16 protein-coding genes are annotated in these 14,626 nt (G+C 48.2%); 11 read left to right on the forward strand and 5 right to left on the reverse strand.

Annotation, left to right across the window (positions count from 1 at the left end):
- The first annotated feature begins 2 nt into the window (after positions 1–2).
- The 6 genes from NLX82_RS21765 (at position 3) to NLX82_RS21790 (ending at position 5,051) form a co-directional block, all read left to right on the forward strand.
- The gene (locus NLX82_RS21765) at positions 3–680 is read left to right on the forward strand and encodes a TetR/AcrR family transcriptional regulator (protein ID WP_075153736.1); all 678 of its coding nucleotides are present in this window, start codon (positions 3–5) and stop codon (positions 678–680) included.
- Positions 681–779: 99 nt separating this feature from the next.
- Positions 780–1,637 (forward strand): substrate-binding periplasmic protein, encoded by an 858-nt coding sequence (locus tag NLX82_RS21770; RefSeq protein WP_254349051.1) that lies wholly within the window; start codon positions 780–782, stop codon positions 1,635–1,637.
- An 85-nt stretch (positions 1,638–1,722) separates the two neighbouring features.
- Positions 1,723–2,370 carry an amino acid ABC transporter permease gene (locus tag NLX82_RS21775; protein WP_023987058.1) on the forward strand — a complete coding sequence of 216 codons (648 nt, stop codon included), beginning with the start codon at positions 1,723–1,725 and terminating at the stop codon, positions 2,368–2,370.
- Between the two features lie 14 nt (positions 2,371–2,384).
- A complete protein-coding gene (locus tag NLX82_RS21780) occupies positions 2,385–3,134 on the forward strand; it encodes an amino acid ABC transporter ATP-binding protein (protein WP_081366795.1) in 750 nt (249 codons plus the stop codon).
- Positions 3,135–3,188: 54 nt separating this feature from the next.
- Positions 3,189–3,614: an OsmC family protein gene (locus NLX82_RS21785; RefSeq protein ID WP_076295796.1), complete on the forward strand. Its 426-nt coding sequence runs from the start codon at positions 3,189–3,191 to the stop codon at positions 3,612–3,614.
- Between the two features lie 183 nt (positions 3,615–3,797).
- On the forward strand, positions 3,798–5,051 hold the full coding sequence (locus NLX82_RS21790; protein WP_053324654.1) for a serine hydrolase: 1,254 nt from the start codon (positions 3,798–3,800) through the stop codon (positions 5,049–5,051).
- A gap of 40 nt (positions 5,052–5,091) precedes the next feature.
- Here NLX82_RS21790 and NLX82_RS21795 read toward each other — a convergent pair whose 3' ends face one another.
- From NLX82_RS21795 to NLX82_RS21815, 5 genes are all read right to left on the reverse strand, one after another.
- Positions 5,092–6,069: a FecCD family ABC transporter permease gene (locus NLX82_RS21795; RefSeq protein ID WP_254349052.1), complete on the reverse strand. Its 978-nt coding sequence runs from the start codon at positions 6,067–6,069 to the stop codon at positions 5,092–5,094.
- Positions 6,066–7,070, reverse strand: a complete 1,005-nt coding sequence (locus tag NLX82_RS21800) for a FecCD family ABC transporter permease (protein ID WP_254349053.1) — start codon at positions 7,068–7,070, stop codon at positions 6,066–6,068. Before NLX82_RS21800 ends, NLX82_RS21795 begins: the two co-directional genes overlap by 4 nt.
- Positions 7,067–8,047, reverse strand: coding sequence for an ABC transporter substrate-binding protein (locus NLX82_RS21805; RefSeq protein ID WP_254349054.1), 981 nt, complete (start codon positions 8,045–8,047; stop codon positions 7,067–7,069). Before NLX82_RS21805 ends, NLX82_RS21800 begins: the two co-directional genes overlap by 4 nt.
- Before the next feature lie 201 nt (positions 8,048–8,248).
- Complete coding sequence (locus NLX82_RS21810; protein ID WP_023987065.1) at positions 8,249–8,977, reverse strand: response regulator; 729 nt, start codon at positions 8,975–8,977, stop codon at positions 8,249–8,251.
- Positions 8,970–10,643 (reverse strand): ATP-binding protein, encoded by a 1,674-nt coding sequence (locus tag NLX82_RS21815; protein WP_023987066.1) that lies wholly within the window; start codon positions 10,641–10,643, stop codon positions 8,970–8,972. The genes NLX82_RS21810 and NLX82_RS21815 overlap by 8 nt, the downstream gene beginning before the upstream one ends.
- 161 nt (positions 10,644–10,804) lie before the next feature.
- Here NLX82_RS21815 and NLX82_RS21820 point away from each other — a divergent pair, with 161 nt between their 5' ends.
- The 5 genes from NLX82_RS21820 (at position 10,805) to NLX82_RS21840 (ending at position 14,607) form a co-directional block, all read left to right on the forward strand.
- A complete protein-coding gene (locus NLX82_RS21820) occupies positions 10,805–11,098 on the forward strand; it encodes a putative quinol monooxygenase (RefSeq protein ID WP_013308817.1) in 294 nt (97 codons plus the stop codon).
- Positions 11,099–11,142: 44 nt separating this feature from the next.
- Positions 11,143–11,967 carry an aldo/keto reductase gene (locus NLX82_RS21825; RefSeq protein WP_025721170.1) on the forward strand — a complete coding sequence of 275 codons (825 nt, stop codon included), beginning with the start codon at positions 11,143–11,145 and terminating at the stop codon, positions 11,965–11,967.
- A 197-nt stretch (positions 11,968–12,164) separates the two neighbouring features.
- Complete coding sequence (locus NLX82_RS21830) at positions 12,165–12,776, forward strand: alpha/beta hydrolase (protein WP_053324659.1); 612 nt, start codon at positions 12,165–12,167, stop codon at positions 12,774–12,776.
- A 73-nt stretch (positions 12,777–12,849) separates the two neighbouring features.
- Positions 12,850–13,074, forward strand: coding sequence for a small acid-soluble spore protein Tlp (gene tlp / locus NLX82_RS21835; protein ID WP_013308822.1), 225 nt, complete (start codon positions 12,850–12,852; stop codon positions 13,072–13,074).
- A 240-nt stretch (positions 13,075–13,314) separates the two neighbouring features.
- Positions 13,315–14,607 (forward strand): ABC transporter substrate-binding protein, encoded by a 1,293-nt coding sequence (locus NLX82_RS21840; protein ID WP_023987070.1) that lies wholly within the window; start codon positions 13,315–13,317, stop codon positions 14,605–14,607.
- The last annotated feature ends 19 nt before the right edge of the window (positions 14,608–14,626 follow it).

Raw genomic sequence — 14,626 nt, forward strand, 5'->3', positions numbered from 1 at the left:
CCATGCAGCCACGGAAGGCGAAGCAGTCCGAGACCGTCTCAAATGACCAACCTGCTGAGCACGCGGGAGAAGAAACAGACCGCAGAACACAGCTTCTTCACATTGCATTGAAGCGGTTCGCCGAGCAGGGTTACCATCAAACGAAGATTTCAGATATCGTGGTAGAGGCGGGAGTAGCCCAAGGCACGTTTTATTGGCATTTTAAAAGTAAAGAGGCACTGGCGCTGGAGATTATCGCTACTGGTCGTGAACAACTACTGTCAGCGATCGGACAGGGATATCGCCGTGACGCGGGAACGCTGGCTGATATGGTTAAGGCATCAGAGGCGCTGTTTGTTCGGTTATTTGATTTTGCATTGGAGAACCGCTATCTGATGGGTTTGCTGCTGATCGGCAGCGGTGTCGATGAACCGGTGCGCCAGAGTATCCGAGAGACAAGGGCCGCGATGGAGCTGGCATTCCGGCGCAATATGGAAAGAGCGATCGAGCTGAACATGTTGCCTGCTGAATTGGATGTCGAATTAAGGGCGGCACTACTCATGAGTATGATCGAAGGTGTCATTACACGCTGGCTATTCGGTTCAGAGGGAACACATGACCACATCACGCAGATAACTGCTAAAAGATTGGCAGCAGAGGCGGCTAATTTTGAGTTTTATGGACTATTAGGTCAAAGCTAGATGTGCAACATCGCATGAATGGGGCGTTGGCAACAAATAATATAGCCAAATCACATAGAAGAACTCAATCATTTACATCCAGACAGGAGAGAACGATACATGAAAACACGTAAAAAAGGGTTCTTGGTAACTACACTCATGGCTCTGGCATTGTTCAGCCTTGTGCTGAGCGCTTGCGGTACTAAGCCAGAAGCTTCTAATACTAGTAATGGAGCGGGTAGCAGTAATGTGGCAGCGAGTAACCAGCTCGAAGCAATCAAGAAGGCTGGTGTAATTAAGGTAGGCATGATGGGCACCTATCCGCCGTACAATTTTTTGAACGACAACAAGGAATTGGATGGATTTGATGTGGATATCGCCAAAGAATTGGCGAAGCGGATTGGAGTGAAACCGGAGTTCACGGCACAAGAATTCTCGGGACTGGTTCCAAGTTTGCAAAAGAAAAAATTCGATGCAGTGATTAGCCAGGTGACGATCACAGAGGATCGTAAGAAGGCCATTGACTTCACAGAACCTTATATCACAAACAATGTAAACATTATCGTAAACAGCAAAACAAATGATATTACCAAGCTGGAGGACTTTAAAGGCAAAACCATTGGTGTCGGCTTGGGAACGAATGATGAATCTTATCTGCGGAATGAAGTACTACCGAAGGTAGGCGATTTTGAGATTAAAACGTTTGATGATGTCATTACTTCCTTAAAGGATTTAAACTCTGGCCGTATTGACGCAACCATTAACAATCTGTATGCTCTCAAGCCCATTATTGATAAAAACGGGTTCCAAATTAAAGCCGTAGGCGAGCCGATTAAATCGGACCAAGCGGGTGTAGCTATTAACCAGAAAACTCCTGAGCTCAAAGAAGCCTTGAACAAGGCTTTGAAGGAAATGAAGGAAGACGGCACTTACAAAACAATTTTCAAAAAATGGTTTGGCGAGGAGCCAAAAGAATAACGTAAGCCTGTTAGAGGCGTCTGGCTCCAGTCTTGGCTTTTATGCTGACATGGGGCCACTCGTCTGAAAGAAGGGAATATAACCGATGCTTGAATTAATGTGGGAGAACGTCCCTTTTTTATTAAAGGGTGCTTATTATACGCTTTATATCACGATTGTCTCTATGTTTTTTGGCCTAATCATTGGTTTGGTTGTTGCTGTGGCCCGGTTGAAGGGGAATCGACCCGCTCGATGGCTGGCGCGCATGTATGTATCGATCATTCGGGGGACGCCGGTTTTGGTGCAGATTGCGGTCATTTATTACGGACTGGATGATTATGGAATATCATTCGGATCGCTGACGGCTGCTTGTCTGGCACTCAGTATTAATACAGGGGCGTACTTATCGGAGACGTTCCGTGGAGCTATTTTAGCCGTACCCCAGGGACAGACCGAGGCAGCTTATGCGACGGGAATGTCGCCCGGTCAAACGATGTGGCGCATTATTCTTCCTCAGGCGGTACGCATTGCAATTGCACCGATGGGGAATACATTTGTAGGTATGCTTAAAGAAACGTCGCTGGTGTCGGTTATCGGGGTCAGTGAATTGATGCGACAGGCACAGCTTTTACAGGCACAGTATTTGCTCTACATGCCGTTTCTGCTCGAAATTGGCCTGATGTACTGGATTATGAGCATTGGATTCTCCGCTATACTGGAGCGGGTGGAAAAGCGTCTGGCTCGAGCTTATTAAGGTGGAGATGATAGATGATGATAACAACAAACGGATTAGGTAAACGATTCGGACAGGTAGAGGTTCTGAAAAGCATTGATTTTCAGGTTGCCGCTCGTGAAATCGTCGTATTACTCGGCCCGAGCGGCTCAGGTAAAAGTACCTTGCTGCGCTGCCTGAACGGTCTTGAAGAGCTGTCTTCCGGCAAGTTTGAGGTGAATGGGATTGAGGTAGATGCTACGGCTCCCGTTCGTGTCCGCCAAGCAGCCATTCGTGATATTCGCAAACAGACGGGGATGGTGTTTCAGCAATTCAATCTGTATCCGCACAAAACCGCAATCGGCAATGTCATTGAAGGACTGCTGACAGTAAAAAAAATGCCGCGCGACAAGGCTATGTCCATCGGACAACGGTTGTTGGAGCGGGTGGGGTTATCGGATAAGCAGGATGTACATCCTTCACGTCTGTCCGGTGGACAGCAGCAGCGGGTAGCCATTGCACGTGCGCTGGCGATGGACCCGGCGATTATGCTGTTCGACGAGCCGACATCGGCGCTTGATCCCGAGCTGGTAGGGGAAGTGCTGGGTGTTATGCGAGAGTTGGCTCAAGACGGAATGACGATGGTCGTCGTTACTCATGAGATGAAATTTGCTCGCGAGGTGGCAGACAAGGTTATATTTATGGCAGATGGTATCATTTTGGAGGAGGCAGCGCCACAGGCGTTTTTTGACACTCCCCAGCACGAGAGAACACAGAAATTTTTACGCCAAATCAGCGAATTTTAAAGTAAGATCGAGGATAAATCATAGATTATTAAGATGGAAAGAAGGCCTTTGAACATGAAAGTATCTACAACTTGGCACGGCAAACGCGCGTTTACTTCGGAGGGACCATCCGGTTATTCTGTAGGGATGGATGCTACGGCGGCTTATGGCGGTGATGGTAAAGGGATGACACCCATGGAACTGCTGTTGGCAGGTCTGGCAGGATGTATGGGGATCGATATCACAATGATTTTGGATCGTTTCTTGTCGGACATTACTCGTATTGATATTGACGCAGAAGGTACGCGCAAGGAAGAAATGCCGACAGGCTTTACAGCGATTGATCTGACATTCAATGTAGATGGAGATATTCCAGATTACCGCGTATGGAAAGCGATTCAGATGGGTAAGGAAAAATATTGTGCAGTATCCGACTCCTTAAAAGCGGAAATTCGGATGCACCTCATATTGAATGGAACCGAAGTACCCTATCCAGCATAAGTGTCGAAGGGTAATGAAAGAGAGTCAGCCTGTGTTATGTACAGGTGGCTCTCTTTTTTATGTTATTTGAAAATATGACACGTAATGAAACTTTTTGTACTGTGTTTTCGTTTAAAATAGAAATTGAAATATAAAAATGGGAAAATAAACCTGTGTATGAAGTGTATACAGGGGGAGGTTATAGTGAAACGAAAGCGCCTTATCATAGTAGCAACTATTTTGGCTACAGTGCTCATCGTTATGGGAGTGGCAACAGGATTACTATCTTTCATGCAGAATCAAGTGGCTAATCCCCCGAATACCGTCCGGCCCACAACTGCGATTGCAGCCGAGGTTGAGGGTGAAACAAAGGAACAGGATGCTGCCACGCGTTTACTTCATTTTGTGGAGGAGAATGCAGAAAAAGTTTCGATTACGATTCTGAGAGATGAAAAAAAGCTGGCAGGCCAAGAGGAAAACCGGATGATGCCTTTGGCGAGCACCGTCAAAACAATCATTGCGATCGAATATGCCAAGCAAGCGGCGGTGGATCAGATCAACCCGGATGACAGAGTGAAGCTGATTTCGCTGGAAAGGTTTTATTTGCCGGGTTTGGATGGTGGTGCTCATACGGCGTGGCTACAGAATATGGAGGCTAAAGGGCGGATACAGAATGAAACTGTATCTGTACGAGACGTCGCCAAGGGGATGATTCAATTTAGTTCCAACGCCAATGCGGAGTATTTAATGGACAAACTGGGGGTGGATGCGATCAATCGGACGAGAGCCAAAATGGGGCTGCAAAATCATGATCCCATTTATCCGTTTGTATCCTCCATTTTGATTCCCTACGAATGGATGAAGGAGAGACAAGGTGAGAATTGGAATAATACAAAGAATAATATTTCTGCCAAAGAAGCCATTCAGGCGATGTCGGACACGGAGTTTCGCCGATATGCCCGCGTGATTCATAACAAGCTGCGCCGTGATGTGAGTGGTTCTTACAAGAAAAACGCAGATATTGAGACCTGGTATGATCAGGATTATGACCGTATTAATACGGATCGTTTTATAGCTTCAACGACAGCCGATTATGCCTCTTTAATGAGTAAGCTGAACCGCCGTCAAGGGTTCACAAAAGCTGAGCAAAAGTTATTGTCCGAGGTCATGGAGGAACCATTTATGGTTCTTCCTGAAAACCAGCAATTCCTGAAACATACTGGGCAAAAAGGAGGCTCCACGGCTTACGTTTTGACACTGGCAATGTATGCGACAGATAAGGAAGGGCATTCGACAGAGCTAGCTGTCTTTTTTAACGATTTGGACCCTAGCACAAATGCCAGCTTTCCTGAAATGATAAATGTTTTTAAAAAGAGGTTACTGCATGATGAATCGTTTAGAGAAGAAGTTAATCGGCGTATCGGTGTACAGGTAGCGCTGCTAAACGCTAGAGTATAGTACTGCGTTTAGCAGCGCTGCGCAACTTCTTATCCTAATCCTATCCGCTGCCTTTTTGTTTGCGTTCCCGCAGCAATAGATACAGAAAATATGGCGCGCCAATGACGGCTGTCACGATGCCAGCGGGAATTTCTAGCGGCGGCCTCAGCCCCCGTCCCAACGCATCGGCGAGGACGAGAATCAGGGCGCCGATCATCGCCGAGCCGGGCAATAGATAGCGGTGGCGATTCCCAAATAACCGCCGTGCCAGATGCGGTGCCAGCAGTCCGATAAAGCCGATGGAGCCGATGGCAGCAACACAGGAGGCAGCCAAGGCGACTGACACGGCTAGCAGTCCTGTACGCACGCGTTTCACGCTAAGTCCCAGCCCAGCAGAGCTTTCTTCATCTAGGCTCATAATGTCGAGCTTACGCTGTAGGGTATAGGCGAGAGGCAGCAACACGATTAACCACGGCATTAGCCCATACACTTCGTCCCAGCCTTTTCCCCACAGACTTCCAGCTAGCCAAGTGAGCGTGTCGCTGGCTTCGAGTGGATACTTGACCAGTATATAATCGGTCGCAGCCTGAAAAATAGCGCCCACCGCCAGTCCGGTCAAGGCTAGCATATTGGGACGCATGCCTCCCTTCATCGAAAGCTGTACGAGCAACAGTGCAGCTAGTCCGGCACCGACAAAGGCCGCTACAGGCAACAGCGCCACTGGGGATGAGGGTAGCAGTACGATGACGAGAACCGCCGCAAAGCCGGCCCCCTTGGATACACCTACCACATCTGGCGAGGCTAGCGGGTTGCGGATCATGCCTTGTAGCAGAACACCGGCTACTGCCAGCCCAGCTCCGGCCATGATGGCCAGCAGACCACGTGGCAGCCGATAGTGGTGAACGATGAACCAGGAAGAGGCATTCTGGTCAGTCAGAGCTGTGATCAGCTCAGAGGGCGTAATGTAGGTGCTGCCCACGCCTATAGCTATAAAAGCAACACCCAGCATTAGTGCGAGTAAAATCCACAGTTTTTTCATCGTGAAGTCCTCCCGTTCTTATGCGCCAGATATAAAAAGAAGGGCGCACCCACCAGCGCCGTTACAATACCAACGGGCGACTCATAAGGAAATGCAATGAATCGTCCAAGCACGTCTGCATATGTCAGCAGCAGAGCTCCGCAGATTGCAGACAGGGGAATGACCCGCTTGTAATTGTCACCTGTAAACATCTTGATGATATTCGGCACCATCAGGCCCACAAAGCCGATGGACCCGGCTACCGCTATGGCAGAGCCTGCCAGCATAATCACTGAGGCCGAGGCCAGTAGACGGACAAGACGTACGTTTTGTCCCAATCCTTGTGCGACTTCCGTCCCGAGGCTCAGCACAGATAGCGCGGGGGCCAGCGCCAGCGCAAGGATCATACCCACGGCGAACCATGGCAGCACCAGACGCGTGTCGGCCCAAGTGGAACCATCGATGGCTCCGGCGAGCCAATACAGCACATCGGATATTTGCTCGTTGAACACGAGCAGTCCCTGGGTGATGGAGGCCAGCAACAGATGCACGGCCATCCCGGCAAGGGCCAGCTTAACCGGCGTCATGCCCGCCGTTCCGGCCAGCGCATATACGAAGGAGCCGCCTGCGATGGCCCCGGCAAAAGCAAAATAAATGCTGCCGGACGATCCGATATTCGGCAGCAGCACGACGGACAGCACGACAGCCAGCGAAGCGCCTGAGCTGACCCCGAATACCTGCGGCGAGGCCAGCGGGTTGCGTGTGATGGCCTGCATCAGGGCTCCAGCCACGGCGAGCCCCGCCCCGACGATTAGGCCAATAACGGCACGCGGTAGGCGTACCGTCAAGACAATGAGCTGATCCTTGGACGGATGCTCGGTGAACAGCGCAGTCAGCATGGTGGGGATGTCCATCCTGACTGGGCCAATCGCCACGCTGAGCAGCAATCCAGCCAGCAACGCAGCGATAAGTGCAAAGAAGACCGGCTTATTCAGCCGGTCGCGTGAGACTTGTCCGATCAACGGGAGCCGTCTCCTTTACTTTGCGCGGGATACAGAAGCGAAATGGCTTGCTCCAGTATTTTCTCGGCTGAGCCGAGTCCACGGTACCGGGTCCATAGTGCCCGGTTCACTTCGTAAACTTCCCCTTTTTTGACTGCCGTAATGTTTTGCCAAAGCGGGTTTTGCTTCCATTCCGCAATCAGCTTCTCATCGGCTTCCACCAAAAAGATCACATCAGGATCCGCTTGTGCAATCTGTTCCAGCGTCAGCTTGACGGTAGGCTCGCTTGTATTTTGAAGGGCATTGTGAATACCCGCTTGCTCCAGCAGTTGTCCATCAAAGGATGAAGCACCGTGAGCCGATAGTGAATCAGAGCGGAATACCCCTAGCAATACGCTACGTGACTCGCCAGCTTTGATGCCTTCTTTTAACTTTTCCATGGTAGCTTTATGCGCAGTGAGAATTTGCTCGCCTTTTTCCTTCTCGCCCAACGCATCGGCGATGACACCGAAGGATGCCAGGTTTTGTTCATAGGAGGAATTGCGGCTCTTTAGAACAATGGTCGGAGCAATCTCGCTTAGTTCTTTGTATATGCTTTTATGACGATTCAGATCCGCAATAATCAAATCCGGCTTTAGGGAGCTAATCGTTTCCAGGTTTGGCTGTTTGCGCGTGCCTAATGGTGTGAAGTTGATTTTCTTACCGAGCAGCCCATCAATATCATCGTCATTTTCCTGAGCTATGCCGACAGGAGTAACGCCCAGTTGGGTTGTGGCATCGACAAAAGAGAATTCCAGGGTTACGATTCTTTTGGGTGTACCTGTAACCTTGGTTGCTCCCATCTCATGTTTAATCATTCGAGTGTCGCCTGTTGCTTGAGGTGCTACTGCGCTGTTATCTTGTGACTGGCGTCCACATCCCGCCATAATGACCGTCAGTAGTGCCAGGATCGCTGCAAGCAGCATGCCTGTGCGCAGTGGTTGTTTCGGTGTTGCCATACGTTATCCCCCGTTCCAGTATGATTATCAGAGAAACTGATAATCATTATCAATCAACTAACTGTTGATCATTCTAGCAATCGGGAAGGAGGACGTAAATAATGTGGTCATTTAAACCGTTTTGATCGATTAAGTGAATTAAATTCAATAAAATTATGAATAGGAAGAGGGGGAAGTAACAGGACATCAGAGTTGGGTGGTTTATGCATCCCTCCGCTGTCGCCGATAGATACGCTCCGGTCTGCCGACGGTTCCGTACACCTGATCGTGGTGCGCGTCGCCACTTTCCACTAAATACTCCAGATACCTTCTGGCTGTAGAACGACTCATACCCAGCTCAATTCCCACTGTACCTGTAGTCACCTCACCCCGTCGATTCAGGAGATCTAGCACTTTGTCGCAAGTTACTTTATCGATGCCTTTGGCCCATAATTCTCCGACTCCGTTCCCCGCCATCCGACCGGTGCCCGCGCTTTGAAGCAAACTGTCAATTTCAGATTGTTCGACTGTGGATTGTTCCTCTTGCCATGTTGTGATTTGTCGCCGAAACCGGGCATATTCCTCCAAGGTCGCACGCAATCTCTCGAATATAAGCGGCTTTACGATAAAATCAAACACGCCTGCTCGAACGGCTTGTACCACTGTTTCAGCTTCTTTGGCGGCAGTCAGCATAATAACATCTGTACCCGGATAGTGTTGCTTAATGAACGATAGCAGGGTTAGACCATCTGTATCAGGAAAATAAACATCCAGCACGACTAGAGGAGGACGGAGCACGTCCAGTTGAAGTTTTGCCTCAAATTCGTTCGTCGCGATTGCACATACGGTGAACCCGTCTACCTTTTCAATAAATCGGCGGTTAATCTCCGCAATTCGCGGATCGTCTTCAATAATAAGAACCTCAATGTCCGATAAAACTCGCTCATTCATGGGCATAACCTCCTTTTGCATCATTACTCATATCTGTCCTATGTAAAGGAATGTATACCTCAAAAATACTTCCACCACCAGGCCGTTCATGCACTTCAATAGAGCCGCCCATTCGTTCAGTGTACTCCAGCACGAGAGCAAGGCCATATCCATGTCCTGCATCTGCTTTGGTCGAAGCTCCCCTGACAAACAGCTTTTCTTGGATATCGTCCGAAATTCCCGATCCGTTATCCGCAACTTCGACGATGATGGCTTCAGTCGTTTCTTCAAGCCGGAACCAGACCTGTCCGTCAGAGATGGAGGACATCGCAACAGCTTCCATGGCATTGTCCAGCAGGTTTCCGGCTATGGAAGCGAGAAAGGACCACTCCAACGTAGGAGACTGGGTTGAGAATGCTCCTTTAATATCAAAATGGAGTAAAACCCCTTTTTCCAGCGCCTGTTTCTTCTTACCGATCAGTAGGCTGGCGATGATTGAATCGGTTAGGAGAGCTGTGCCAATCGGCCTGTGTACACGATATTCCTCTGATTCCTGGGTGATAAAGTCCACCGCTTCGTCATAACACTCCAACTGAATCAGGCCGGATATGAGATACAGCCGATTGGCGTATTCGTGTGTTTGTGATCGAAGTACTTCCGCGTAATCTTTGACCTCTGTCAACTGTTGTGTCATGTGGAGCAGTTCGGTCTTGTCACGCAGACTGGCAACCGTGCCCATGATGCGACCGGAACGATCCTGGATCGGCACACGGCTGACGACTACAATTCGCTGCTGGACCTCAATTTCCTTATTCCATATGTCCTGTCCCTGATCTGGCCCCATCGTTGAATGCTCTACTGTGTAATCGGCAACAAGCATATCAACCAGTACATCTGGAACACCTGTCAAGTGACGAAGGTCGCATCCGTAGATAGAGGTTTCCGCGGGGAGTCCGATCAAGCGAGCTGCCTGTGGATTGGCAAGTGTGATTTGTCCGTTACTATTAACCGCGATAATTCCTTCGCCGATGGACTCAATAATGGCTTGCTTTTCCTGGTACAACCGTCCGATCTCCACTGGCTCCAGTCCATGCAGTGCGCGTCGAACCCGTTGCGCTATAACCAGGCTTCCCAATATGCCGATCATCAGCGCGCCCACCATAAACCAGAGCCATGCATATGTGTATGTTCGAATATTTTGCTGCACATCTGTCATTAAAAAACCTACAGAGACGAGCCCGATGGCCTTACCTTGCGTATCATAAACGGCTGTTTTGGCGCGTATTGACGGTCCGAGAGAACCCGTCGATTCAGTGATAAAGGACTGCCCTTGCAGTACCTTATCATTCATGGGGTCTATCATAGGCGTGCCGATGCGCTCCGGGTTTACATGCCACTGTCGAATGAGATGACGATCAGCAATAGTAATAAAATCAGCGCCGCTGCTGGCTTGGACAGGCTTTATGACCTCGTTGATACGCGAACGCAATTGCGTCGTCTCAGTCTGCTCCAGAGCGTCTCTGACCTGCGCATCTACGGCGAGGGTATTGGCGACGGTGAGCGCCCTTTCTCCGATTTCATCATATAGAGCGGAGGTGATCATATATCGAAAGGATAATCCCAACAGCCCGGTAACTACCAGTACTAAAAGAGATATAAATACCATTAGTTTTGTCTGAAAACGCACATGCCTTCACCGCCGTTAAACAAAATATAGGAGGAACGGATCAGCTGATCTTCTCCCCCATACGATCTATTTTACTGTATTACAGAAACGCCCGCACTTTTATTCTGTCGAAAGAATGGTCTATAATAGAAATAGTTACATAATACGAGGAGGAACATAATATGATTATTATTCATGCCGATATGAAAGTTTTACCTGAAAAAAGAGAGACTTTTCTGCAACAAACCCAAGGGCTGATCAGCGCATCCCAAGCTGAAGAAGGCAATGTACGTTACACGTTAATGCAGGATCTGAATGATCCCAACGCATTTACGATGGTTGAAGAGTGGAAAGATGCTGCTGCTGTAGATTTCCATAATAATTCTGCCCATTTCCAGGCATTTGTTGCCGCGGCTAAAGAATTGTTGGCTGCTCCACTTCAAGTGAATGCTTTTCAGGATGCAACTAAACTGTAATCATCCCGTTGAATAATTCATAATCAGGAACAGGAGGAATAGACATGGGGAACATTGCGGATACAACTGTACTGAATAACGGAGTTCAGATGCCTTGGCTCGGTTTCGGTACTTACAAGGCGGAAGGCAATGAGGTCTACGAAGCGGTCAAAACAGCTATTGAGGTCGGTTACCGTCACATTGATACAGCGGCGATCTACGGCAACGAGGAACTGGTTGGACAAGCCATTCGTGATAGTGGAGCGGCTAGAGAAAACCTGTTTGTAACTACCAAGCTATGGAATCAGGATCAAGGCTACGATTCAACACTGCGTGCCTTTGAGGAAAGCCGTAAGCGGCTGGGTCTGGATATCATTGATCTGTATCTCATTCATTGGCCTGGCAAGGATAAGTACAAGGAAACCTGGAAGGCATTCGAACGACTGTATGAAGAAGGAAGCGTACGCGCTATCGGAGTTAGTAACTTCCAAGTTCACCATCTCGAAGACCTCCTCAAAGACAGCAACATGGTTCCTGTCATCAACCAAGTGGAGCTTCACCCTCGTCTGACTCAACAAGAGTTGCATCAATACTGCCGGGAGCACCAGATTCAGCTTGAATCGTGGAGTCCGCTGATGAAGGGGAAATTAACCGAGCAAGCGGACATCGTTGAGATTGCTGCCAAATACGGTAAAACCTCTTCGCAGGTTATTTTGCGTTGGCATCTGGATCGGGGGATTGTGACGATTCCCAAATCTGTAACCGCGCATCGTATTCGCGAAAATGCTGATTTATTCGATTTTGAATTGACGACTGAGGATATTGAACGAATCAATGGTCTTCATCTTGATGAGCGTGTAGGCACGCATCCTGATAAGCTGTTGTTCTAATATTAATATTTAAATGTACAAAGAACCTCCTATTCTACGTTTATCGTGGATTGGGAGGTTCCTTTTTTAGGTTCAGGTTTTAGAAAAAGATTTAGATCAGACTAATTAGGTTTGTAAAAGGCAGCGAAGTTGGCTATAATCAATTTATACTAAAAATAAGAATCTTAATTTAAAGAAAAAATGAGGAGGAAATATAAATGAAACACGTATTTCGTAAAGGAAATCATCCGCAAGCCCCGGTTATTTTGCTGTTGCATGGTACAGGCGGGAACGAACAAGACCTGATACCTTTGGCTGAGATGGTAGCACCGGGAGCTTCTGTATTAGGCGTGAGAGGAAATGTGCTGGAAAATGGGATGCCACGTTTCTTTCGCCGTTTGGCAGAAGGAGTGTTCGACATCGAGGATCTCGTATTTCGCACCAAAGAACTGAGCGAATTTGTGGACACAGCAGCAGAGCAATACGATTTTGACCGTAATAACGTGGTGGCTCTTGGCTATTCCAATGGTGCAAACATAGCCGCCAGCATGCTCTTTCACGATGCAAAAGCGTTACGTGGAGCTATTTTGCACCATGCAATGGTGCCGTTGCGTGGCCTGGATTTGCCAGCTTTGAATGGTATCCCTGTATTTTTGTCTTCCGGTGAGAATGATCCCATTGTTCCGATTTCGGAATCTCAGGAGCTGCAAGCATTATTGGAAGGGGCCGGAGCGCAGGTGGAAGCATATTGGGAACGCAATGGTCATCAATTGACTCGGACTGAAGCCGAAGCCGCAGGAAAGTGGTTTGGGGAGCATTTTAATGCATAAAATGATCCGATAGCGATCAAGCTACGGATTAGCGCTCTACTGAGCGACCCCATAATTAGGAGGCGACAAACGAATGGCAAAACCAGATAATCGAGCCGATAATGTTGAACATTTGCAACAAAGTATTCAGAACACACAGCAGAACCTGCATGAAGCTGAAGGATATCTAAACGAATTTTCCTCTGAAATCAGCAACGAGGAGCGTAAGCAGATCGAAGAAAAAAATAATCGTCGTAAAGAAAGTATTAGATCATTTCGGGAAGAAGTAAAGGACGAAGCAGCCCATTCCCAAGAGTAGTTAAAAAAGCGAGGCCCAACTTCGAGTTTCAATTCGAGTGGGGCCTCTTTTTTATGCAAAAATCATCATAGCCTCATTCAATTCATTTTCCCCCTATAATGCAAAGGAGACGCTAATCTGCGTTGAAAATAAATATTTTATAAATAATGTTGTTGTAAACTAATTTGTGTTGATGTTAAATAATAAAAGAAAGCGCAATCATTTACGAATTAGGATTTCATCATGCGAAGGGGGAAGGATATGCTGCTGCGAAGAAAACGCATGGCTTTGATGCTTATGGCGGTGGTTTTGATGGCTGGACTGCTGCAAGGCTGTTCTTTCAAGACCGATGAAAAGGATGGGCCGGGAACAGAACTTGTATTATGGACGTTCAATGAACTGCATGAGAAGTTTTTTCTGCAAATGGCTGACCAATGGAACCAACAGCACCCTGATGAATTGATTAATTTGAAAGCGAATACATTTCCTTATGATAACCATCACAGTAAGCTGTCGATTGCGCTGCAATCGGGGGTGGGAGCGCCGGATATCGCGGATATCGAGGTGAACAAGATCGGTAATTTCCTCAAAGGCATACCGCAGCTGGTCCCGCTCAATCCGGTGATTGACCCCGAGATCAATAACATTGTGCCTTCCAGAGTACAGATTTACGGCAAAGACGGTAAATATTACGGCATTGACTTCCACGTTGGGGCCGAAGTGATGTACTACAATAAAGAGATTATGGACCAGGCGGGGGTAAACCCGGATTCCATCGTCACCTGGGCAGACTATGCTGCTGCAGGCAAGCAAGTACTGGCGAAAACAGGCAAGCCCATGGCGACCTTAGAAACGAATGACCTATGGAGCTATTGGCCGATGATCTCCCAGCAAAATTCAGATTTTCTGGATGACAAGGGCGAGTTGACGTTGGATAACGAAACCAATATTAAAACACTCGAGTTTCTTCAACAGATGATAAAAGACAAAATCGCTATTCCCGCACCGGGCGGCGGGCATCACATGGAGGAATACTACGGATTTATGAACAAAGGTGGGGCCGCTTCGGTATGGATGCCGATGTGGTATATGGGACGTTTTACGGATTACATGCCTGACCTAAAAGGTAAAATTATCATCAGACCCATGCCAGCGTGGGAAAAAGGTGGTTTTCGCTCAGCGGGTATGGGTGGAACCGGAACAGTAGTCACGAACCAATCAGAGCACCAGGATCTGGCGATGCGCTTTCTGGCCTTTGCCAAGCTATCCAAGCAAGGGAATGTGGAGATCTGGAAGCAGCTTGGTTTTGATCCCATCCGTAGTGAAGTGTGGACCATGCCGGAAGCCAAAGCCAAGAATAAATTTACGGAGTATTTCGGAACGAATATTTTTGACACGCTCATCGAAGTCAAAGATGAAATCAATGCGGTGCATATCGGTCCGAAAACGCCTGATATCGCCAGTGCTGTGCGCAATAAAATACTTTATCGGACACTACAGAATGGCGAAGATCCAGCCACGGTGCTACATGAGCTGGCAGATGAACTGAGATAGACCCCAACAGGAAAGGGAG

The organism is Paenibacillus sp. A3M_27_13 (assembly GCF_024213315.1).
In the GTDB taxonomy this organism is placed as follows: domain Bacteria; phylum Bacillota; class Bacilli; order Paenibacillales; family Paenibacillaceae; genus Paenibacillus; species Paenibacillus polymyxa_B.

Excerpts from the sequence above, each read along its gene's own strand:
- tlp (WP_013308822.1), top strand. The coding sequence starts at position 12,850 with ATGGCAAAACCAGATAATCGAGCCGATAATGTTGAACATTTGCAACAA.
- NLX82_RS21780 (WP_081366795.1), top strand. The coding sequence starts at position 2,385 with ATGATGATAACAACAAACGGATTAGGTAAACGATTCGGACAGGTAGAG.
- NLX82_RS21775 (WP_023987058.1), top strand. The coding sequence starts at position 1,723 with ATGCTTGAATTAATGTGGGAGAACGTCCCTTTTTTATTAAAGGGTGCT.
- NLX82_RS21805 (WP_254349054.1), bottom strand. The coding sequence starts at position 8,047 with ATGGCAACACCGAAACAACCACTGCGCACAGGCATGCTGCTTGCAGCG.
- NLX82_RS21810 (WP_023987065.1), bottom strand. The coding sequence starts at position 8,977 with ATGAATGAGCGAGTTTTATCGGACATTGAGGTTCTTATTATTGAAGAC.
- NLX82_RS21785 (WP_076295796.1), top strand. The coding sequence starts at position 3,189 with ATGAAAGTATCTACAACTTGGCACGGCAAACGCGCGTTTACTTCGGAG.
- NLX82_RS21820 (WP_013308817.1), top strand. The coding sequence starts at position 10,805 with ATGATTATTATTCATGCCGATATGAAAGTTTTACCTGAAAAAAGAGAG.
- NLX82_RS21840 (WP_023987070.1), top strand. The coding sequence starts at position 13,315 with ATGCTGCTGCGAAGAAAACGCATGGCTTTGATGCTTATGGCGGTGGTT.
- NLX82_RS21765 (WP_075153736.1), top strand. The coding sequence starts at position 3 with ATGCAGCCACGGAAGGCGAAGCAGTCCGAGACCGTCTCAAATGACCAA.
- NLX82_RS21825 (WP_025721170.1), top strand. The coding sequence starts at position 11,143 with ATGGGGAACATTGCGGATACAACTGTACTGAATAACGGAGTTCAGATG.
- NLX82_RS21830 (WP_053324659.1), top strand. The coding sequence starts at position 12,165 with ATGAAACACGTATTTCGTAAAGGAAATCATCCGCAAGCCCCGGTTATT.
- NLX82_RS21770 (WP_254349051.1), top strand. The coding sequence starts at position 780 with ATGAAAACACGTAAAAAAGGGTTCTTGGTAACTACACTCATGGCTCTG.
- NLX82_RS21795 (WP_254349052.1), bottom strand. The coding sequence starts at position 6,069 with ATGAAAAAACTGTGGATTTTACTCGCACTAATGCTGGGTGTTGCTTTT.